The sequence below is a fragment of the Janthinobacterium sp. 1_2014MBL_MicDiv genome (assembly GCF_001865675.1).
Taxonomy (GTDB): Bacteria; Pseudomonadota; Gammaproteobacteria; order Burkholderiales; family Burkholderiaceae_D; genus Janthinobacterium.
The window spans coordinates 474,738-495,312 of record NZ_CP011319.1 but is presented as its reverse complement, the minus strand read 5'-3'; the positions used below and the strand labels follow the sequence as shown (position 1 = coordinate 495,312).

Annotated in this window: 14 protein-coding genes; 2 read left to right on the top strand and 12 right to left on the bottom strand. The window is 66.3% G+C overall.

Features of this window, described 5'->3' with window-relative positions; all coding sequences use genetic code 11:
• Positions 1 to 35 precede the first annotated feature (35 nt).
• The 10 genes from YQ44_RS02155 to YQ44_RS02115 all read right to left on the bottom strand — a co-directional run bounded on the left by YQ44_RS02155 (position 36) and on the right by YQ44_RS02115 (position 14,306).
• Complete coding sequence (locus tag YQ44_RS02155; protein WP_071321974.1) at positions 36 to 1,253, bottom strand: acetate/propionate family kinase; 1,218 nt, start codon at positions 1,251 to 1,253, stop codon at positions 36 to 38.
• Positions 1,250 to 2,665: a bifunctional enoyl-CoA hydratase/phosphate acetyltransferase gene (locus tag YQ44_RS02150; RefSeq protein WP_071321973.1), complete on the bottom strand. Its 1,416-nt coding sequence runs from the start codon at positions 2,663 to 2,665 to the stop codon at positions 1,250 to 1,252. The genes YQ44_RS02155 and YQ44_RS02150 overlap by 4 nt, the downstream gene beginning before the upstream one ends.
• 9 nt (positions 2,666 to 2,674) lie before the next feature.
• Positions 2,675 to 4,939 carry a DUF3141 domain-containing protein gene (locus tag YQ44_RS02145; protein ID WP_071326203.1) on the bottom strand — a complete coding sequence of 755 codons (2,265 nt, stop codon included), beginning with the start codon at positions 4,937 to 4,939 and terminating at the stop codon, positions 2,675 to 2,677.
• A 101-nt stretch (positions 4,940 to 5,040) separates the two neighbouring features.
• Entirely contained in the window at positions 5,041 to 6,165 is a 1,125-nt protein-coding gene (locus YQ44_RS02140) for an ABC transporter permease (protein WP_071321972.1), read from the bottom strand.
• A gap of 1 nt (position 6,166) precedes the next feature.
• Positions 6,167 to 8,911 carry a ribosome-associated ATPase/putative transporter RbbA gene (rbbA, locus tag YQ44_RS02135; RefSeq protein ID WP_071321971.1) on the bottom strand — a complete coding sequence of 915 codons (2,745 nt, stop codon included), beginning with the start codon at positions 8,909 to 8,911 and terminating at the stop codon, positions 6,167 to 6,169.
• A gap of 2 nt (positions 8,912 to 8,913) precedes the next feature.
• Entirely contained in the window at positions 8,914 to 9,987 is a 1,074-nt protein-coding gene (locus YQ44_RS02130) for an HlyD family secretion protein (protein ID WP_071321970.1), read from the bottom strand.
• 17 nt (positions 9,988 to 10,004) lie between these two features.
• Positions 10,005 to 11,450 carry an efflux transporter outer membrane subunit gene (locus YQ44_RS02125; protein WP_083411598.1) on the bottom strand — a complete coding sequence of 482 codons (1,446 nt, stop codon included), beginning with the start codon at positions 11,448 to 11,450 and terminating at the stop codon, positions 10,005 to 10,007.
• Positions 11,451 to 11,460: 10 nt separating this feature from the next.
• Positions 11,461 to 12,246 carry an enoyl-ACP reductase FabI gene (gene fabI / locus YQ44_RS02120; RefSeq protein WP_198043860.1) on the bottom strand — a complete coding sequence of 262 codons (786 nt, stop codon included), beginning with the start codon at positions 12,244 to 12,246 and terminating at the stop codon, positions 11,461 to 11,463.
• Positions 12,243 to 12,428, bottom strand: coding sequence for a hypothetical protein (locus YQ44_RS28595; RefSeq protein ID WP_156894665.1), 186 nt, complete (start codon positions 12,426 to 12,428; stop codon positions 12,243 to 12,245). The genes fabI and YQ44_RS28595 overlap by 4 nt, the downstream gene beginning before the upstream one ends.
• Before the next feature lie 441 nt (positions 12,429 to 12,869).
• Positions 12,870 to 14,306: an IgA Peptidase M64 gene (locus YQ44_RS02115; protein ID WP_071321969.1), complete on the bottom strand. Its 1,437-nt coding sequence runs from the start codon at positions 14,304 to 14,306 to the stop codon at positions 12,870 to 12,872.
• Positions 14,307 to 14,521: 215 nt separating this feature from the next.
• Here YQ44_RS02115 and YQ44_RS02110 point away from each other — a divergent pair, with 215 nt between their 5' ends.
• Positions 14,522 to 15,124 carry a TetR/AcrR family transcriptional regulator gene (locus YQ44_RS02110; protein ID WP_071321968.1) on the top strand — a complete coding sequence of 201 codons (603 nt, stop codon included), beginning with the start codon at positions 14,522 to 14,524 and terminating at the stop codon, positions 15,122 to 15,124.
• 8 nt (positions 15,125 to 15,132) lie between these two features.
• Entirely contained in the window at positions 15,133 to 16,347 is a 1,215-nt protein-coding gene (locus YQ44_RS02105; protein ID WP_071326200.1) for a DUF418 domain-containing protein, read from the top strand.
• On the opposite strand, the gene YQ44_RS02100 is transcribed toward YQ44_RS02105, so the two are convergent.
• Together YQ44_RS02100 and YQ44_RS02095 are read right to left on the bottom strand one after the other, a co-directional pair.
• On the bottom strand, positions 16,338 to 17,591 hold the full coding sequence (locus tag YQ44_RS02100) for a cyanophycinase (RefSeq protein WP_071321967.1): 1,254 nt from the start codon (positions 17,589 to 17,591) through the stop codon (positions 16,338 to 16,340). The two genes, YQ44_RS02105 and YQ44_RS02100, sit on opposite strands and share 10 nt — an antisense overlap.
• Before the next feature lie 154 nt (positions 17,592 to 17,745).
• Complete coding sequence (locus YQ44_RS02095; protein WP_071321966.1) at positions 17,746 to 20,541, bottom strand: TonB-dependent receptor; 2,796 nt, start codon at positions 20,539 to 20,541, stop codon at positions 17,746 to 17,748.
• Positions 20,542 to 20,575 lie beyond the last annotated feature (34 nt).

The following is a 20,575-nucleotide window of genomic DNA, read 5'->3' as shown; positions in this document are numbered from 1 at the left end:
ATTTCCCATTGCGCGCGGGCACGCGTCTCAGGCACTCACGCGCCGACGGCCTGCGCCGCATGGCGGGCCGCCACCCACTCCTCGTTGGCCGGCTCCACGCCCACGACGATGCGGCTGTCCTCGCTGGAAATGCGGCTGGCGTTGCGCGCATTTGCCCCGCTGTCGAGCACGGGGCCGATAAACCCCAGCTCGGCGCAGATGCGCTGGCGCAGTTCCGCACTGTGCTCGCCGATACCGGCCGTAAACACCAGCATGTCCAGCCCGCCCAGCACGGCCGTCAGGGCGCCGATCTCGCGCACGATGCGGCGGATATATAAAGCCAGCGCGGCACGGATGCGCTCGCCCGTTGCATCCTGCCGGTCCTGCTGCGCCAGCAGCACGGGCGGGTCGGCCGACACGCCGGAGACGCCCAGCAAGCCCGACTCGTGGTACAGCACGTGCGCCACTTTTTCCAGCGACAGCTTTTCGATTTCCATCAAGTAGATGACGGCGCCCGGATCGAGCGAGCCGCAGCGCGTGCCCATCATCAAACCATCGAGCGCGGAAAAGCCCATGGTGGTGGCCACGCTGTGCAAGTTCTCCATGGCGCACAGGCTGGCGCCGCTGCCCAGGTGCGCGACGATGACCTTGCCCCGCGCGACAGCACCGAAACGCTGCTCCAGCACCAGCGACTGGTATTCATACGACAGGCCGTGGAAGCCATAGCGGCGCAAGCCCCGCTCCCACGCATCGTACGGCAGGGCCAGCATCTGCTCGACCTGCGGCACCGTATGGTGGAAGGCCGTGTCGAAGCACGCCACCTGCGCGATGTCGGGACGCGACTCGAGCAGCACCTCGATCGCCTCCAGCGCGAACGGCTGGTGCAAGGGCGCCAGCGGCACAAAGCTTTTCAGGTCCGCCAGCACCTTGAAATCGATGCGCACGGGGGCGAAATACTTGCTGCCGCCATGCACCACGCGGTGCGCCACGGCGTGCAGCGGACGCCCGGCCAGGCGCTCGACGACTTTTTCGCGGATGTGCGCCAGCGCCGCATGGTGCGGCTGCTGCGGGTCGAGCTGCAGGGCCTCGGCCGGCAGGCCCCCGGCACGATAGGTGGCGCTTTCGCGGCCGATGCCTTCGACCTTGCCGCTCCATTCCGCCTGCTGCGGCAGCATGCCGTCCGCCTGCTGGAACAGGGCGAACTTGATGCTCGACGAGCCGCAATTGAGCACCAGGATCAGGGCGCCGTCGGCATGTTGGACAGGGGTGTTCATGGCGGCGTGCTCCGGTAGTGGTTGGCCAGCATCACGGCGATGGCGCACGAGGCGATGCGGCTGGCGCGCGAGTCGGCGCGGCTGGTGAGGATGACGGGAATCTTCGCGCCCAGCACGATGCCGGCGCTGTCCGCGTCGCCCATGTATTCGAGCTGCTTGGCCAGCATGTTGCCGCTCTCGAGGTCGGGCACCAGCAGGATGTCGGCGCGGCCCGCCACCTCGGAAACGATGCCCTTGACGGTGGCGGCGGCGATCGAGACGGCGTTGTCGAAGGCCAGCGGACCGTCGAGGATGGCGCCGGTGATCTGCCCGCGGTCGGCCATCTTGCACAGGGCCGCCGCGTCCAAGGTCGCCGGCATGTCCGGATTCACCGTTTCCACGGCGGCCAGGATGGCCACGCGCGGTTCGGCCACGCCGATCACGTGCGCCAGGTCGATGGCGTTGCGCACGATGTCGGCCTTCATCGCCAGGTTGGGCGCGATATTGATGGCGGCGTCCGTGATGATGAAGGGGCGCGGATAGGCCGGCGTCTGCATCAGGAAGCAATGGCTGATGCGGCGCTTGGTGCGCAGGCCGGCGCTGGCCGACAGCACGGCCGACATCAGTTCGTCCGTGTGCAGGCTGCCCTTCATCAGCGCTTCCACCTCGCCCTTGCCCGCCAGTTCGGCGCCGCGCGCGGCAGCCGCATGGCTATGCTCGACGTCTTCGATGGCGATGCCTTCCAGGCTCAGGCCCGCCTGTGCCGCCACGGCTTCCAGGCGCGCGCGCGGCGCCACCAGCACGGGCGTGATCAGGCCGGCCGCATGCGCGTCGAGCGCGCCCGACAGGCTCAATTCATCGCAAGGGTGGATCACGGCCACCTTGATCGGCCCCAGGGTGCGCGCATGCTCCAGCAGGCGCCGCGTGCCGTCGCCGTTATGCAGGCGCACTTCGGGCAGGGTGGCGCGTGCCCGTTCGATCTGTTCGGCCGGCGCGACCACCTGTGCTTCGCCATCGAGCACCACGGCGCCATGCTGGTTGACGCAGCGGCAGGCCAGGGTCACGTGGCGGTTGCGCGGTTCCAGCGCCGTGACGGTGACGCTGATATCGAGCGTATCGCCGACGCGCACGGGCTGCAGGAAACGCAGGGTCTGGCCCGTGTAGACGGTGCCGGCGCCGGGCAGGCGCGTGCCCAGCACGGCCGAAATCAACGCCGCGCCCCACATGCCATGCGCGATCACGCCCTGGTAGCGGCTGGAGGCGGCAAATTCGGCGTCCAGGTGCTGCGGATTGTCGTCGCCCGACATCACCGCGAACAGGGCGATGTCGTCCATGCTCAGGGTGCGCGTGATGCTGGCAGTGTCGCCGATGGCGATCTGCTCGAAGGTGCGGTTGCGCACGATATTCAAGTCGTCAGTTTTGGTGGTGGTCATCTTGGCCTTCTAGGCTGGGGTAATGTTCTTGGCAGGTTTGGCTTTGGGCTTCGTCGTGGATGCAGGGACAGGCTGCGATTCTCGCACGGCCGCCGGCTGCGCCTTTTCTTGCACCGCTTCCTGCACCTTTTTCTGCACCGTTTCCTGCGCCCGTGCGGCGCGGTCGAAGACGGCCAGCATCTGCTGCAGGCTCGCCTCCTCGTCCGGCGTCGGCGCGTCCGGCACCAGCAGCACTTGCTGCAGCCATTCGGCCAGCGCGCGGATGGCATCCGGTTCGGCACGCGACAACAGCACCGGCAAGGCGGCGACGGCGGCGTCGAAATCATGCAGCATCAGGCGCGCCTGCTGGCGCACGATGTGACGGAATTCTTCCATGCTGACGCCCTGCGTGTACTGCGGCTTGACCAGTTTCAGGGCCAGGTTGACGCGGCGCTCGTCGGCGATCATGCGGAAGCGGTAGATATAGAACAGCGAGCGCACGGCCGCTTCCACCAGTGCGCCCTGCTGCATGTCCTCGTCCATCTTGCGCGTTTCGCAGCGCACGTACTCGCAATGCTCGGGCGAGATGCCAGGATGCGGGCGTGGCGGCGTGGCATCGCCGATGGCTTGTCCCGTCAGCGCCTGCACGAGGGGCGAACCATACACCAGGTCGAAGGTGGTTTCCTGCAGCGTGTCGCGCCAGTCGCGCCAGCTGTTCAAGCCCGCCGTGACGGCGCCGGAGAAGGCCTCCTGCATGGCCAGCAGCGGATTGTCGGGCGCCACCGGCTGGCGGTTCGCGCGCACTTTTTCCGCCTCCCTGGCCACCAGCGCGGCCAGCGGATTGTGGTCCGTCCAGCGCTCGTACGACACGCGCAGCGGATGCGCGAGCTGCAGGAAGCGCGCCGTCTGCGGCGTCACCATGGCGCGCACCCACGGCTGCGCAAAGGTGCGGTACAGGGCCAGGTTGACTTCGGACACGCGCGCGGCGGCGGCGAACTTGCGGTCGTTTTCCACGTCCGGCTGCACGATGGCGCGCACGTCCTCGATGCTGCGGCGCTCGACCTGCAGCACGTAATCGCCGCTGGCCAGATCCGCGTTCGGCGTGTCGGGCGTCTTGTCGACGATCAGGGCCTGGTAGATGCCGGCCGGCAGGAGGTTGATCAGGTCGATATTGCTGGCGAACTTCTGGTGCTCCTTGCGCCCCACCTTGGCCGACACGAAGATGCCCAGATGGCCGATGCTGTCATGCACGGCATACACGATGGTCTGGTCGTGCATCAGCACGTCCTTGTCGTCGCGGTACAGGTCCGTGATCCAGCCCAGCGCCTGCGGCGGCGGCGTGATGTTGTCGCCGTTCGAGCAAAACACGACGATGGGCGAACGGATATTGCGCAAGTCCAGGCGCACGCCGTCGGATGTGATCAGTTCGGCCGTCGCCAGGCGGTTGCCGATGAACAGATTGTCGACGATGTACTGCATCTCGACGTCGTTCAGGAAGACATGGCCGCCCCAGTATTTTTCAAATTCCAGGTAACGGGGCGCTTCCGTGTCGATGTTGGCGTACAAGTTGTACTGCTTGCTCCACAGGGTATTGGCCGGGTTCAGGTTCTCGAAATTCTGCACCAGGCTGGCGCCGTCGAAACGGCCGTTACCGAGGTCGCCGGCCAACGCCGTGGCCCAGCTGCCGCCCATCAGCCCGCCCGCATAGCGCATCGGGTTGCGGCCATGCCAGCCGGCCCAGTACGACACGGGCGCGCCGGCCACGATGATGGGGCCGAACAGCTCCGGGCGCATGGCCGCCGTCATGAGGATTTGCCAGCCCGCCTGGCAATTGCCGATGACGACAGGCTTGCCCTCGCTGTGCGGATGCAGGGCGATGACCTTTTCGAGGAATTGCGCTTCCGCGTGCATCACGTCTTCCACCGTCTGGCCCGGCACGGGATCGGGCAGGAAGCCGATGAAATAGCAGGGATGGCCGGCGCGCATGGCCACGCCGATCTCGCTTTCGGCCTTGAAGCCGCCGATGCCGGGGCCATGCCCGGCGCGCGGATCGACGACGACGAACGGGCGTTTCGTGGGATCGGGTTCCGGCGCATCGGCGACGAGGATGCGCGCCAGGCCGTAATTGACGGGACGCGCCAGTTCCAGGCCAGACATCACCACTTCGGCCGGAAAATCGAGCACGTTCGGCACTTCCTCGGCCAGATGCTCCTGGTACTGGTTGCCGCGCCGGCGCATCACGTCCGCATACAGCACGATGCGCTGCCACGAGTCGCGCGCATAGTCGCCCAGCATGCCCAGCGAGGGCAGGCCGCCGGTGGAGAAAAATGGAGCAGATTCGATCTTCATGACTATCCTTTTCATGCAGTGAGTGCCGGAACATTCCGGCGCGGAACCTACGCCATCTGGCTGATGGTCTTGCGAAAACGCGCCAGCGCGAAGGTAAACAGGGCCGTGCCGATCGCCAGCAGGGCGAGGAACGGTTTCCATACCACGTCGATGCCGGCGCCCCGGTACAGGATGGCCTGGCTCAATTCGACGAAGTGCGTGGTGGGCGCGATCAGCATGATGTTCTGCACCAGCTCGGGCATGCTTTCGCGCGGCGTGCTGCCGCCCGAGAGCATCTGCAGCGGCAGCAGCACGAGGATCAGCAGCATGCCGAACTGCGGCATGCTGCGCGCCACGGTGGCAAGGAAAATCCCCATCGAGGTAGTGGCGAACAGGTGCAGGGCGGCGCCGCACAGGAACAGCGCGATCGAGCCTTCAATGGGCACGTGCAGCATGCCGCGCACCACCAGGTTCAGCGAAAGGGCGGCGGCCAGCAGCACCACGAGGCCCATCGACCAGACCTTGCCCAGCATGATTTCGGCCGGCGTCACCGGCATCACCAGCAAATGCTCGATGGTGCCGTGTTCGCGTTCGCGGATCAGGGCCGCACCCGTCAGGATGATCGACAGCATCGTCACCTGGTTGATGATTTCCATCAGCGAACCGAACCAGGCCTGGCTCAACGATGGGTTGAAGCGCGCGCGCATCACCAGTTCCACCGGCGGGACCGTCGCGCCGCGATAGCGCTTGGCGAATTCGGCCACTTCGCCGGCGACGATCTGCTGGATATAACCGCTGCCGCTGAAGGCCTGGCTCATGCGCGTGGCGTCCACGTTCAGCTGCAGCTCCGCCTGGCGCCCGCCCAGCACGTCCGCCTGCAGCTTGGGCGGGATCGTCAGCACGAATGTGTACTGGCCCGCGTCCAGCCCCGCATCGACCTGGCTCTGGTTGATCATGGCCGGCGGCGTGAACTGCGGCGGGAAGAAGGCCGAGGCGATGCGTCCGGACAGGGGCGAGCCATCCTCGTCGACGATGGCGATCGAGGCCATGTGCAGGGTTTCCGGCTTGGCCGTGGCGGCCACGTAGATCGCCAGGGTAAACGTGTAGAGGATCAGGATCAGCATCATCGGGTCGCGGATCAGGCTCCAGATTTCCTTCACGCCCAGGCGGTAGATATTTTCAAAGTGTCGCAAATCAGCTCTCCTGTTTCTTCAGCAGCGCCACCGTCACGCCGAGGATCACGGGAATGGCGACGAGCAGGGGCCAGAACGAGGCGTGCAGGTCGCCGAAGCCCAGCGCCTTGTTGAACACGCCGCGGCTGATGTTGAGCATGTGCGTGGCCGGGTACATCAGGCCGATCGCCTTGCCCACGCCTTCCATCGACGAGACGGGATTGAGCAGGCCGGAAAACTGGATGGCCGGGATCATGGTGCCGATCATGGTCACGAACAGGGCGGCGATCTGGCTGCGCGTAAACGTCGAGGCGAACAGGCCGATGCCGGTGGCGCAGATATTGAAGATGAAGGTGGCGCCGATCAGGGTCGGCAGGCTGCCCTTGATCGGCACGCCGAAGGCGGTGACCGCCAGCAGGGCCATGAGGACGAAGTTGAACATGGCCAGCACCACGTACGGCACCTGCTTGCCAAGCAAGAATTCCAGGCGCGTGACGGGTGTCACGTACAGGTTGATGATGGAGCCGAGTTCCTTTTCGCGCACGACGGACAGCGCCGCCAGCATGGCCGGCAGCATCAGCAGCAGCAAGGGGATCACGGCCGGCACCATCGCGGGCAGGCTTTTCACGTCCGGGTTGTAGCGGAAGCGCGTCTCGATGGCGACCGGATTGCTCACCTTGACGCCATAGCGGTGCAGCGCCTGGTCGGCCAGCCACAGCTGGTGCATGCCCTGCACGTAGCCTTGCACGGTTTCGGCGCGCATCGGCATGGCGCCGTCGATCCACGCGCCCACCTGGGCCGGCGCGCCGCGCTGCACGTCGCGCGCGAAGCCGGGCGGGATCTCGATGGCCAGCGACAGTTCGCCGCTGCGCATGCGCTTGTCGATATCGGCATAGTCGCGCAGCGGCGGGCGCTCGATGAAGTAGCGCGAGCCGGCCAGGTTGTTCGTGTAATTCTGGCTCAGCGTCGTCTGGTCGTGGTCGAGCACCGCGTAGCTGAGGTCTTCGACGTCCAGGCTGATGCCGAAGCCGATGACGAACAGCAGCAGCACCGAGCCGCCCAGCGCCAGCGTCAGGCGCACGGGGTCGCGGCGCAATTCCAGCGTTTCGCGCCACATGTAGCTGAGCATGCGGCCCAGACTGAAGCGGCTGCGCCGGTGCTGCGGCGCCGGTGCCTGCGCTGCCGCTTCCTGCACAGGCGCCTCGCTCTCCTTTGCCGCCGGCGCCGTGCCGCCGCCCGCTTCCTCCAGGTAGGCGATGAAGGCCGCTTCCAGCGACGGCGCGCCCTTCTTGCGCACCAGTTCGGCCGGCGCGTCGCTGACCAGCACCTTACCGGCATGCATCAGCGAAATGCGGTCGCAGCGCTCGGCCTCGTTCATGAAGTGGGTGGAAATGAAAATGGTGACGTGGTCGCGCCGCGCCAGCTCGATCATCAGGCGCCAGAAATTGTCGCGCGCGATGGGGTCGACGCCAGACGTGGGCTCGTCGAGGATCAGCATTTCCGGCTTGTGCACCATGGCCACGGCCAGCGACAGGCGCTGGCGTATGCCCAGCGGCAGGCTGTCGGGCAAGCCGTCCATCACCTCGCGCAAGTCGAAGCGCTGCGCCATCTCGTCGATGCGCGCCGGGATGTCTTTCTCCGGCACGTGGAACAGGCGCGCGTGCAGCACCAGGTTCTGGCGCACCGTCAGCTCGCTGTACAGCGAGAACGCCTGCGACATGTAGCCGACCCTGCGGCGCGTGTCGATATCGCTGGAATCGACCTCGTTGCCGAACAGCCAGGCCTGGCCTTCCGTGGCCGGCAGCAGGCCAGTGAGCATCTTCATGGTGGTCGACTTGCCGCAGCCGTTCGAACCGAGGAAACCGAAAATCTCGCCGCGGCCGATGCGGAAATTCACATGGTCGACGGCCGTGAAATCGCCGAAGCGCATGGTCAGGTCTTTTGCCTCGATGGCGACATCCTGCGCGCTGGCAGCGTCCAGCGGCGTGATGACCACGGGCTGGTGGCCGGCGCGCTTGGCCTCGGGTAGCAGCTTGATGAAGGCCGCTTCCAGGTTGTCGCTGTGCGTGCGCGACAGCAGCTCGGCCGGCGTGCCCATGTCGAGCACCTTGCCGTCATCCATGGCCACCAGCCAGTCGAAGCGCTGCGCTTCGTCCATGTAGGCGGTGGCCACCATCACGCTCATCTGCGGGCGTTGCACGCGGATGCCCGCGATCAGGTCCCAGAACTGGGCGCGCGCCAGCGGATCGACGCCGGTGGTCGGCTCATCGAGAATCAGGAGGTCGGGATCGTGGATCAGCGCGCAGCACAGGCCCAGCTTCTGCTTCATGCCGCCCGACAGCTTGCCCGCCGGGCGCGCCAGGAAGGGCTGCAAGCCCGTGCTGCGGGTCAGCTGGTCGATGCGGCGGCGGCGCTCGGCCGCGTCGTGGCCGAACAGGCGCGCGAAAAACTGCAGGTTTTCCTCGACCGACAGGGTCGGATACAGATTCTTGCCCAGGCCCTGCGGCATGTAGGCGATGCGCGGGCAGACGTCGTCGCGGTGGCGCGCATCGCGCATGTCGCCGCCCAGCGCCATCACGCTGCCCTGCTGCACGGCGCGCGCGCCGGCTACCAGCGACAGCAGGCTCGACTTGCCTACGCCATCGGGACCGATCAGGCCCACCATGCGGCCGGCCGGCACGTCCAGGTCGATGGCGTCGAGCGCCACCGTCTTGCCGTAATGCTGGCTGACGCCCTTGATGCTGACGACAAATGGGTTCACGTCCATGGTCACTGCGGGACCTTGGCCGTCAGTTCAGCGGGCCAGGCCTGCTGCGCGTCGAGGCGCACCCAGGCCACGCCGGGCAAGCCCACCTTGACCAGGGCCAGGTGCTTTTGCAGCAGCTCGCGGCTGATCTGCGCCTTCACGCGGAACATCAGCTTCTGCCGCTCGCTGGCCGTTTCCACCGTCTTCGGCGTGAACTGCGCGCTGGCGGCGACAAACGAAATCGTCGCCGGAATCACGTAATTGGGCGCCGCATCGAGGATGATGCGCACTTCGCCGCCCAGGGCCACCTTGCCGGCGGCCGTCTCGGGCAGGAAGAACGTCATGTAGACGTCCGACAGGTCGACCAGGTTGAGCACCTTGCCGCCACCGGCCAGCACCTCGCCCTGCTGCGCCACCAGGTATTGCACGCGGCCGTCGCGCGGCGCCGTCAGCTGGCCGTCGGCCAGGTCGGAATCGATGCGCGCCGTGGTCGCCTCGGCGGCCACGACGGCGGAGCGGGAACCGACCACCTGCGCCTTGGCCGCGTCGATGGCCGCCTGCGCCGCCGTCACTTGCGCCCTGGCCGCGTTCAGGGCCGCCGCCACGCTGCGCACGCGGGCGCGGTCGTCGTCGAGTTCCTGCACCGAGGAAGCGCCCTCCTTCGACAAGGTTTCGGAACGGGCCAGGCGGCGCTTGGCCGCATCGAGTTCGCTTTCGCGCTGCGCCACCATGGCCAGCGCGGCCGCCTTGTCGCTTTCGCGCACAGCCACCTGCGCCTGCGCGCCGACCACGGCGTCGGATGCCTGCTGCTGGCGCGCGCGCGCCTCGTCGCGCTGGGCCGACAGCGAATCGACCTGCATGCTGGCCAGCGGCTGGCCCGCCTTGACGAAGTCGCCCTCGCGCACGAGGATCTCCTTGACCCGGCCCGCCAGCTTGGTGGCGACGTCGATCTCGGTCGCTTCGATGCGGCCATTGCCGCTGACGAAACCTTCGCCGGGGCCGGCAGGACGCATTTTTTGCCAGGCCACATAGCCCAGCACGAGGACGGCCACGACGAGCGCCGCGGGAACGAGTTTCTTCTTCAGTTGTGGAGTCATGGTATCGGCAATCGCTTTTAATTGGTGAACGTGGCGGCGGCGGAGGTGGCGGGCGCGCCGCCGCCCAGGGCGGCATACAGGCTGACCTGGCTGGCCAGCAGCGCGCGGCGCGTCTGCACCAGTTGCTGCTCGACCGTCAGCAAGTCGCGCTGCGCATCGAGTACTTCCAGGTAGGGCGCGGCGCCATTGTCATAGCGCAGCTTGGCCAGGCGCGCGCGTTCGCTCTGCGCGGCCAGCGTGGTCTTGCCGATATCGACCTGCAGCGCCAGCCAGCGCCGGTTCGACAGGGCGTCTGCCACTTCGCGGAAGGCGCCCTGCACGCTCTTTTCATAATTGGCCACGGCCACGTCGCGGCGCACTTCCGCCAGGTCCATATTGGCGCGCAGGCGCCCCGCGTCGAAGATCGGCAGCACCAGGCGCGGCGCGACATTCCAGGCGCCGCTGCCCGAGTCGAACAGGCCGCTCAATTCCGCGCTGGCCGTGCCGTAGGCCGCCGTCAGCGAAATCGTCGGGAAGAAGGCGGCGCGCGCGGCGCCGATATTCGCCTGCGCGGCGCGCAGCTGGTGTTCGGCCGCCACCAGGTCGGGGCGCTGCGCCAGCAAGGCCGATGGCAGGCCCGCATGCAGCGGCTGCAGCACGCTGGCGTCGTCGAAGCGGCGCGTGTCCGGCGTCAGGTCGACGGGTCCGCCCACCAGTTGCGCCAGCGCGTGCGCCTGCACGGCGCGCGCCTGCTCCAGCTGGGCCGACAGCGAGAGGGCCTGGCTGAGCAGGGTTTCCACCTGCGTCAGGTCCAGCTTGGAAATCGACCCCACCTCGAAGCGGCGCGTGAAAATGCGCAGCGATTCGGCGCGGCTGTCGACGGTGGCGCGCGCCAGCGCCACCCGTTCATCGAACTCGCGCAGTGCCAGGTAGCCGTTCGCCACCTGCGCCACCAGGGCCACGCCGACGGCGCGGCGCGCCTCGTCGCTGGCCAGCAGGGTTTGCAGCGCGCTGTCCTTCAGGCTGCGCACGCGGCCCCAGAAATCGAGCTCCCAGGCGCTCACGTTCAGACCCGCCTGGTACTGCGCGCTCGTCATGGCGCGGCCCGTCAGGCTCAAGTCGTCCGGCACGCGAGAGCGGCTGCCGGAAGCGCCCAGCGCCACGGTGGGAAACTGTTCGGCGCGCTGAATGCCATAGGCGGCGCGCGCCTCGTCCACGCGCAGCGCGGCGATGCGGATGTCGCGGTTATTCGCCAGCGCCTGCGCAATCATCGCCTGCAGGCGCGGGTCGGCAAAATAGGCTTGCCAGGCGATGTCGGGCGCGTGCGCGCCGGCGCCATCGTTTTCCGGATACTGCGCCGCCACGGGCAGCGGCGGCGGCGCGTACGGCGGCGCCAGCGAGGCGCAGCCGGCCAGGACCAGCGTGGTGGCCAGTGCAGCGGCCAGCCTGGCGCGCGCGGGGAGAACGGAAACAGGCATGGTCATCTTCTTCCAGTCAATTCAGAATGTTGTAGCCGCCGTCGACATACAAGGTGCCGCCCGTGATGGCGCGCGCGCCGTCGCCGGCGAGAAAGGCGCACAGCGCGCCCACGTCCTCGATGGTGGCCAGGCGCCGCAGCGGCGAGCGTTCGATGGCGTCGGCCATCAGGCGGTCGAAATGGGCGATGCCGGAAGCGGCCCGCGTCTCCAGGGGACCCGGCGAAATGGCGTTGACGCGGATGCCGGCCGGACCCAGTTCCGCCGCCAGGTAGCGCACGGACGATTCCAGCGCCGCCTTCACGGGGCCCATCAGGCCGTAGTCGGCGATGACTTCCTCGGCGCCCAGGTAGCTCATGGTCATCAGGCTGCCGCCCGCAGGCATCAGCGGTTCGGCCAGCCTGGCCATGCGCATGAAGGAGTGGCAGGAGATGTCCATCGCCTGCGCGAAGCCGGCGGCCGAACTGTCCGTGACCCTGCCGTGCAAATCCTGCTTCGGCGCGTAGGCGATGGAATGGACGACGAAATCGATCCGCCCCCACTGCCGTTCGATCTGCGCAAACACGGCTTCCAGCTGGCCCGGCACGGACACGTCGAGCGGCGCCATGATGGCCGCCTGCAGCTGCACGGCCAGCGGTTCCACATGCGGGCGCGCCTTCTCATTGAGCCAGGTCACGGCCAGTTCGGCGCCGGCCGCGCGCAGGGCGCTGGCGCAGCCCCAGGCGATGCTGTGCGTATTGGCGATGCCCACCACCAGCCCCCGCTTGCCCTGCAATGGCGGGGACGGCAACGAGGGGGCCGTCATGGCTTGGACGGACGCAATGCCGGCCACGGCGTGGCGGCGTTCACGCACTGCACGGCGCCCGCGCAGAACGATGCGGCGCAGGCAGCGAGGGTAACGCCGCCGGCACGCGCATGCGGCAGCACGATGGGAGTGTGGGGATGGAGGGTGCTGCACGCGTCAGGCGCGGGGATCTGCATCTTCATGTATCTGGCTTCCGTCACTGAAATTCGAGGCCGGCACCAGGCCATGCGAAGTGGACTGGTACGGGGCGAAAATTACTCTACAGCATTTAGACGCGCGATTTGCGATGGAGCCGGGGCGCATGCATAAGGCTTTGAGCAAGGTCAACTATAAGTGCGATTGCGGCGATGCAACATTGATGTACATCAAATTCTACATCAATAGTATTTAAATGAAACAAATTGTAAGCAATCGAATCGCGGTATTTATTTGATAACTATGTTGGAGTGGCGAGAATGAAAGTTACTGCCGGAACTCAAATTGGTATTAGTGGAGAAATACGTGGAGGAAAGGTATTGCAGAGAGGGAATGCTGCAGGAAAGGCCAAATGGGGAGCCATGCTATTGCGACGCAACATGGCATCCCATTGATTACTGCATTGATATTATTAATTTATTGCCAGGCTACCGTGTAGCGGCCGGACGCGAATACAGGTCGATGATGGTGCTGATGCCATCCTGGCATACGGAACAGAATGTCTCGCTGCGGTCGAACATAATGCACTGCATCTCCGGGCGGTAATAACCGGACGATTCGTAATTCGCCCCTTCGAACGCGCCCACGGCATGACGCTGCGGCGCCTTCGAGAACAGCTGCTGCGTGTACGCCAGGTCGGCCTTGAACAAGTCGCTCATTTCGCTTTCCGGGCGATTCGCCGCGCGCAGGGCCGCGCGCTGCTTCTGGTACTCGCGCGCATGGCTGTCGTACGCTTCCTTCGGCCACGGCGTCGGCAGCGGCGTGCCGGCCTTCACGTGGTTTTTCCATTTCAGCCTGGCCGGATCGCGCAGCGCCGTGGCGTTCGGCTCCCACGGCTCCTGGCGCTCGCCGTTCGACTGATACGCCACGGGCGAGGTGTAGTACTCGTCGGCCAGGCCGGCGAAATGGTGGCCGAATTCATGCACGAACAGATAGTTGGCCCAGTCGCTATTGGCCGCCGCCGTGCTGAACTGGCCGAAGATGCCGCCGCCGCCATACGTGTCGTTGTTGACGAGGATTTCGATGAATTCATACGGCGCGTATTGCGCCAGGTCGCGCAAGGCGCGGTTGTCGGTGGTCAGCACATAGCGCTCGCTGCCGAAGATATCGTAGCGCGTGCCCAGCGGCGAGGCGTGGTGCACGCCCGTCGATGGGCGCGACACGCCCGACTCCTGCGTCGGCGCGGCCATGGCCCACACGTTGAAGTCATTGGCCCGCTCGCGGAACGGCGACACCGTGAACAGGTGGTCGGCCAGCTTGCGCGCCGTCGCCTCGAACTTGCCCATCTCGGCAGCCGTGTAGCCATCGCCCATGATCAGCAGGTCGACCTTGCCCGACGATGGGCCGCTGATGCGGATCGGGATCGGCTTGGCCGGCGCCGGCGGCTGCTTGCGGATCACGTCCTGCGCCGCGGGGTCGACATCGGTGCTCCACACGATGGAAAACAGGCCGCGCTCGTCGCGCTTGAGGATGCGCACGCGCACGGGCTGCTCGGGCTGCGGGAAGCGCACCGATTCCTGGAAGGCGCGCGTGGTGGTCTTCGCCTCGTCGGTGCTGGCCCACTCGCCAAAGATGGTGGAAAAGCCGCGCGAATACAGCACCTTGCCGGACTTGATATCGACCACTTCGAGCAGGTTGTTGCCACGGTTGCTGTCGTCGATGGGGCGCGCCAGGTTGCCCGCCCAAGGCAAGGGCTCGATCAGCACGCGCTCGACCGCATAATGTTCGCCCAGCGCATTGCCGCTGTGCTGGTAGTCGAGGCGCATGGTGGCCGGCAGCGTGGCAAAGTCGGCGTGCGCGGCAGGGACCATGCCGGCAGCCAGCGCCAGCGCGCACAGCAAGGATCGAATCGGGGTCTGCTGCATGTCATTCCTAAAACGGTAGAAAAACAGGTGAAGGGATCGATTTTCCAAATATACGGCGGCCATGCCGGGAGGCTCGGGAAAATCCGCTGCGGCACATTGTAGCGACAGGATCAGGGCCTGCAAAGCCTCCATTGATGCGTATCCGCTTGACCTTGCGACCGGCCTCCATTATATTAGACTGACTAGTCGATTAATTAAAAGGATAGCCAGCCACCATGCGCACCATCGATCCCGACAAACACGCGGCCCGCCGCGACGCCATCCTCGCGGCCGCGCGCCACTGCTTCGCCCGCAAGGGCTTTCACCAGACCAGCACGGCCGCCATCTGCGCGCAGGCCGGCATGAGTCCCGGCAACCTGTTTCATTATTTCCCCACCAAGCAAGCCATCATCGCCGCCATCGTCGACCAGGAAGGCAGCGAAACGGCCGCGTATTTCGCCGGCGCGCAAGGCGACGCCGATGCGTATGGCGCCCTGCTCGGCTTCATGGACCTGGTGCTGGCGCTGGCCGCCGACGCGGCATTTGCGGGACTGGCGCTGGACATTTCGGCCGAAGCGATGCGCGACGCCGATATCGCCGCCAGGGTGGCGCGCAACGATGCCATGCTGCGCGCCGGCGTGCAGGCGCTGCTGGAAAGCGCGGCCGCGCAAGGCCGGGTCGACGCCGAACTCGACCCGGCGCAGACGGCCGGCTGGATCGCCGCGCTGATCGACGGCATCTTCAACCGCGTCGCCGTCGATCCCCATTACGCACCGCTGGCGCAGCGCGCCGGCCTGCACCTGCTGCTGGCGCGCTTCCTGCGCCCTTCCCTGGCATGAGCGCCGCCATGCCTGGCGCACCGACCACGGCCCCCGCGCGCATCGCCGATGTCGACGCCCTGCGCGGCTGCGCCCTGTTCGGCATCTTGGTCGTCAATATCGGCGCCTTCGCCACGCCCTGGTTCGGCCTGGGCCTGACCGACCCCGCCTTTGCCGGCGCGGTCGACCGCGCCACGCACTTCCTCGTCGCGCTGCTGTTCGAGACCAAGTTCTACCTGCTGTTTTCCTTCCTCTTCGGCTACAGCTTCACCCTGCAGATGCAGGCGGCCGCGCGCGCCGGCGCCCCGTTCGCGCCGCGCATGCTGCGCCGCCAGGCGGGCCTGTGGCTGCTCGGCGCCCTGCATGCCGTCTTCCTGTTTCATGGCGACATACTGACCACCTATGCCGTGCTGGGCATGCTGCTGCTGGCCCTGCACCGTTGCGGCGAGCGGCCGGCCCTGATCATGGCCGCCTTCCTCGTCATCGGCTGCGCCGGCTTGTGGGCCGCGATGGCCTGGCTGCAAGGCCTGCAGCCACCGGGCGACACCGTGGAGCATGCCGTGGCGATGGCGCGCAAGGCGGCGGCCGCGCTGGCCGCCTACCGCGACACGCCGGCCACCGTCATCGCCCAGCACGTGCGCGAACTGGGCGAGATCTGGGTCGTCCTGCTGTTGCTGCAGGCACCGTGCGCGCTGGCCATGTTCCTGTGCGGCCTGGCTGCCGGCAAGCGCGAGATGCTGCTGCATGCGGCCGCCTACCTGCCGCTGCGCCGCCGCCTGCTGTGGGCCGGCGCGCTGGCGGGCCTGCCCGGAGCGGCCTGCTATGCGTGGACGTCCGTGTATGCGGGCGACCAGGCGTGGCAGCTGGCAGGACTGGCCGTGGGCGTGGCGAGCGCGCCGCTGCTGACCGGGGCCTACGTGGCCCTGGCGCTGGCCCTGTTCGACCGGCTGCGCGATGGCACGCTGTTCGCCCTGCTGGCCGATACGGGCCGCATGGCATTGTCGAATTACCTGCTGCAATCGGCCATCTGCGCCTGGCTGTTCCTCGCCTATGGCGCGCGCCTGATGGGCAGCGTCTCGCCGCTGGGGGCACTGGCGCTGGCCGCCGCCATCTTCTGCGCGCAGCTGCCACTGAGCCGCTGGTGGCTGCGCGGCCATGCGTATGGTCCTGTCGAGTGGCTGCTGCGGGCACTGACGATCGCGGCATGGCCGCGCTGGCGGCGCGCCGGTGCCGCTTATTTGTAGCGGTACAGTGGCTGGCGCAGCTGGATGGGGCGGATGTCGAGGCGCAGCTTCAGCACCGAATACGCTTCCGCCTCGGTCGAGCTGTAGCCGACGCTGTTGACGGTCTTGCTGAACCTGAATTCGAAGCCCAGGTCCGGATACGGGTCGCGCGGGTTGCCGAAGGCGATGCCGATGGCCTCCTGCTGGGCGTTGTCGATGAGGTTGCCCATCAGGTCGAGCACGGCGTTATTGCCGAGGATATCGTTGGTAAACACGGGTTCGCGCATGTCGGGCTGGTTCGGATCGAGCTTGTTGTCGGCCTTGTCCGGCGACGGCGTAAACACGCGCGTGACGAGGTTGAATTTGTCGCCCCGGTCCAGGTAGCTGATGGCGGCATTGCTGATGTTGAAATTTTTCACGCCGCGGTCGCTGATGGCGCCCGACAGGTCGATCAGCAGAGCGCCGCTGTAGCCGATGACTTCCACATCGCGCATGGCATCGACCACCATGGCGCTGTTTTCGTCGATGCCCAGGCCCAGGTGATAGCCTTTTTTCAGCATCACGGGAATCATGCGCGCGAAACGGCCGCGCACCAGCAAATGCTGGTCGACGAACACGTCGCTGCCGATGAAGCCCAGGCCAGGCGCGATTTCGCGGCCGTCCGTGACGCCCATCTTGAGCATGTCGAGCACCGGCTTGGCATCGTAGAACATGGTGGTGCTCATGATGGCGGCACCGGCGCTGGATCCGGCGATCACGCCGCCGTTGCGGTACACCGACCAGATGGCTTCCAGCGCGGCCGTGCGGCTGCCGTCCTGGCGCAGCAACGCTTGCGTGATGCGGCCCTGGTCGCCGCCAGCGAAATAGATGCCGCTGGCCGACTTGATCTGCGTGACGATGGACGGGTCTTCGGCCGCCTTGCGGTAATCGCTATTGGGCAGCTTGACGGCCAGCGGCACGAAAAAAGCATCGGCGCCGTATTGATTGAGTTTCTTGATGATGCTTTCGCCCGATTTTTCCGGGTTCATCGCGGCCGAGGCCAGCACGGCGATGCGCGCGCCGGGGCCGCCCGACAGCTTGACGATGCGCTGCCAGACTTCGGCATTATCGGCCCGCAGGCCGCCGCCGATGATGACGAGGGTGCCTTGCGGCGCGCTGCCGATGGCACTGCCGGCCGGCGCCGCCATGGCATGGATGCTGCAAAACGCCAGCGCGAACAGCAGCGCGGCAGACAGTTTTTGATACAGGCTTGCGGATGATTTCATGGTGCCTTTCGAATGCGAGAAAAGTGGCGCGCACTTGCCGATACAAACACGCGCCATTGCTGCCGATTCTGCTGCTTGCTACCGAACTCCATCGAACTACGATACTACCCGCTGCGTGTGACAGCGGTATTGCGGCATCTCCTGCTTTCCAGCCTTATTTGAAGGTGTAATTGGCGCTGGCATAGAAGCGCCGCCCGCGCGGGTCCGAATAGCTGGGGTCATAGCCGGAAAGGAAAAAATACGCCTGGTTCGAGTATGGCGGACTGGTATTGAACATATTCTGTATGCCCGCGCGCAGCTTGAACTGCTTGCTGACCGCATAGGCGCCCGACATGTCCCACAGCGTGTACGCCTTCACCCGGTTCGACTTGACCACGCTGCCGTCGTCGATATTGATGGCCGAATTCTGGTCATCGTAGCCGCTCGAATACGTGTTCGACAGGCTGGCCGAGTACGGGCCGCTATCCCAGTCCAGCGTGATCGTATGGCGCCAGCGCTGCACCACGCCGTCCGTGACAAATTTATTCAGGTTGCTGATGAACACGTCGCCAGGGCTGGTCTGGATTTTCGAATCGAGCACATAGGTGCCGCTCAGGTGGCCGCCGAAGCGTCCCCATGCCGTTTTCACGCCATGCAGGTCGGCAGTGATGTCGATGCCTGCGGCTTTTTGCGCGCCGCGGTTTTCCTTGCGCAGTTCGATGTAGTCGATCAAGCCGTCTTCATCGCGGTGTACCAGGTCGCCGTACTTGGACAGATTGGCCAGGATGATATCGTCGCCGATTTCGCTGATCAGGTCCGTGCGCTTGATGTTCCAGTAATCAAAGCTGAAGGTCCAGTGCTCGCTGGGCTCGAGCACCAGGCCGGCCGAGAACTGGCGGCTGCGCTCCGGTTTCAGCTTGTCGTTGCTGTAGCGGCGCGTATCCCAGTTGTCGGCGCAGACGGAATAGTCGTTGTTCTCGGCGGCGCAGTACACGGGATCAGGCAGGGTTGCCGTGCTGCTGTACACGGTGGGGCGGTGCAAGTCCGACATCGACGGCGCGCGGAAGCCCTTGCCGGCCGAGGCGCGCATCAGCACCTGCTTGCTGGGCATGTAGGTCAGGCCGATCTTCGGACTCAAAGCGCCGCCTACCTGCTCATAGTGATCGTAGCGGCCCGACAACTGCGCCTGCCACTGCTTGCTGAACGGCAGCAGCAGCTCGCCGTAAACGGCCTGTACATTGCGGCTGTCGCTCGTGACCTTGCCGCCCTCGGGCGCATCATCGTTGTTGATGTTGTTGCTCATCAGCAGCGCCGATGGACGGAACTGCGTGCGTTCGCGCCGCACTTCGCCGCCCACGGCCAGCGCCATGTCGCCGCCGCCCATGGCCATCAGCGCACGCGAAGCCTTGAAATCGAGCGCGTCCATGCTGCCGCGCGCATGGCGCACCTCGTCGTTGACCTGGATGCTGTCGAGCAGCGCCTTGCCTTCCGCGCCCGATGCCCCGAAGGGGTTGATGCGGCCATCGGCGATCCCCGCGAGCAGCTGGTCATACAGGACGTAGCCATGCGTATCCCGGTCCTTGACGATGTTGACGCTGTGGTTGAAACCCACGTCATAGTCCCAGCCGCCCACGGTGCCGGTCGCGCCCACCACGTAGCGCTGGCTTTCGCTGGTCAGCTGGCTGGTGCGCATGCCGGCCTCGTTCAGGCGCATGCGCAGTTCCAGCTCGCGCCCCACCGGCTCGCCATCTTCATCGACGGCCGTATCGAAGCCGACATTGGCCAGCTGCGGCACCTTGCTGTAATCGAGGTAGCCGATCACGCGCGCCGACGAGCCCACGTAATAGCTGCGCGAACGGCTCAATGCGACCTCCGCGTACAGCTGGTGATCGTTATTCAGTTTCAGCACGCCGCGCGTGAGCAGGTTCTGCTTGTCCGTCTTCGGATACAGCTCCGTATCGCCCATGTAGTCATAGGTGCAGCCGTCCACGCCGCCCGTGCCTTTCGGCAGGTACAGATTGGCCGGCGGCGCGCAGTCCGGGATGGCGAAATTGATCTGGCGGTTGGTGATGGGCTGGCCATTGAGCAGGAAGCCGTTGTCCTGCAGATGCGTGCGCTGGGCGCTCGACAGGCGGATATTCGCCGGGCTGGTAAAGCTCGACAGCAAATGCCCGAGGCGCTGCGGAATCTGCAGGTTCGGGATGAACTTGCGCTGCGAGGAGCGCAGGCGGTCCGTCTGCTGCAGATCGACGACGGCAAAGATATTGTAGCCATCGGTGGCCAGGTCGCCCGTGCCGGCCGTGATGCTGGCCGTGCGCTTGCCGGCGCCGCCTTCGTCGGTGCCGCTGGCGTAGGCGTTCAGCTCCACGCCCTGGTAATCCTTGCGCGTGATGAAGTTGATCACGCCGCCGATGGCGTCCGTGCCATACAGGGCCGAGGCGCCGTCGAGCAGCACCTCCACGCGCTGCAGCGCGGCGGCGGGAATATTGTTCAGGTCCACGCCGGCATCGTCGCCGGGCGAGGCGAAATTGGCCATGCGCCGGCCGTTGAGCAGCACCAGCGTCGACGAGGTGCCCACGCCGCGCAGGTTGGCGCTGTTGAAGCCGCGCTGGTCGCCGCCCACATTGATGCTGGCGCCATCCGTCAAGCCGCCCACGTTGGCCGAGACGCGCGCCATCAGTTCGGCCGCCGTCGTCACGCCCGCTTTTTCGATCTCCGCGCGCGTGATGATCTGCACCGGCAGGGCCGTTTCGGATTCCAGCCGCTTGATGGCCGAGCCGGTAATCTCCACGCGCTGCAGCTTCGGCACGGGCATGGCGGCCTCGGCCGGTGCCGCCTGTTCCTGCGCCAGCGCGCCGCCACCCAGCATGCCCAGCGCCGCCGACACGCTCAAGGCGCCCAATGCCAGGCGCACGGCGTGCGCCAGTACCGACTCGCGTGGCAGCACCTGCCTGCCCGGTTGTTTTTCCATATGCATTTCAACTCTCCCAGATGGTTTAACCCTG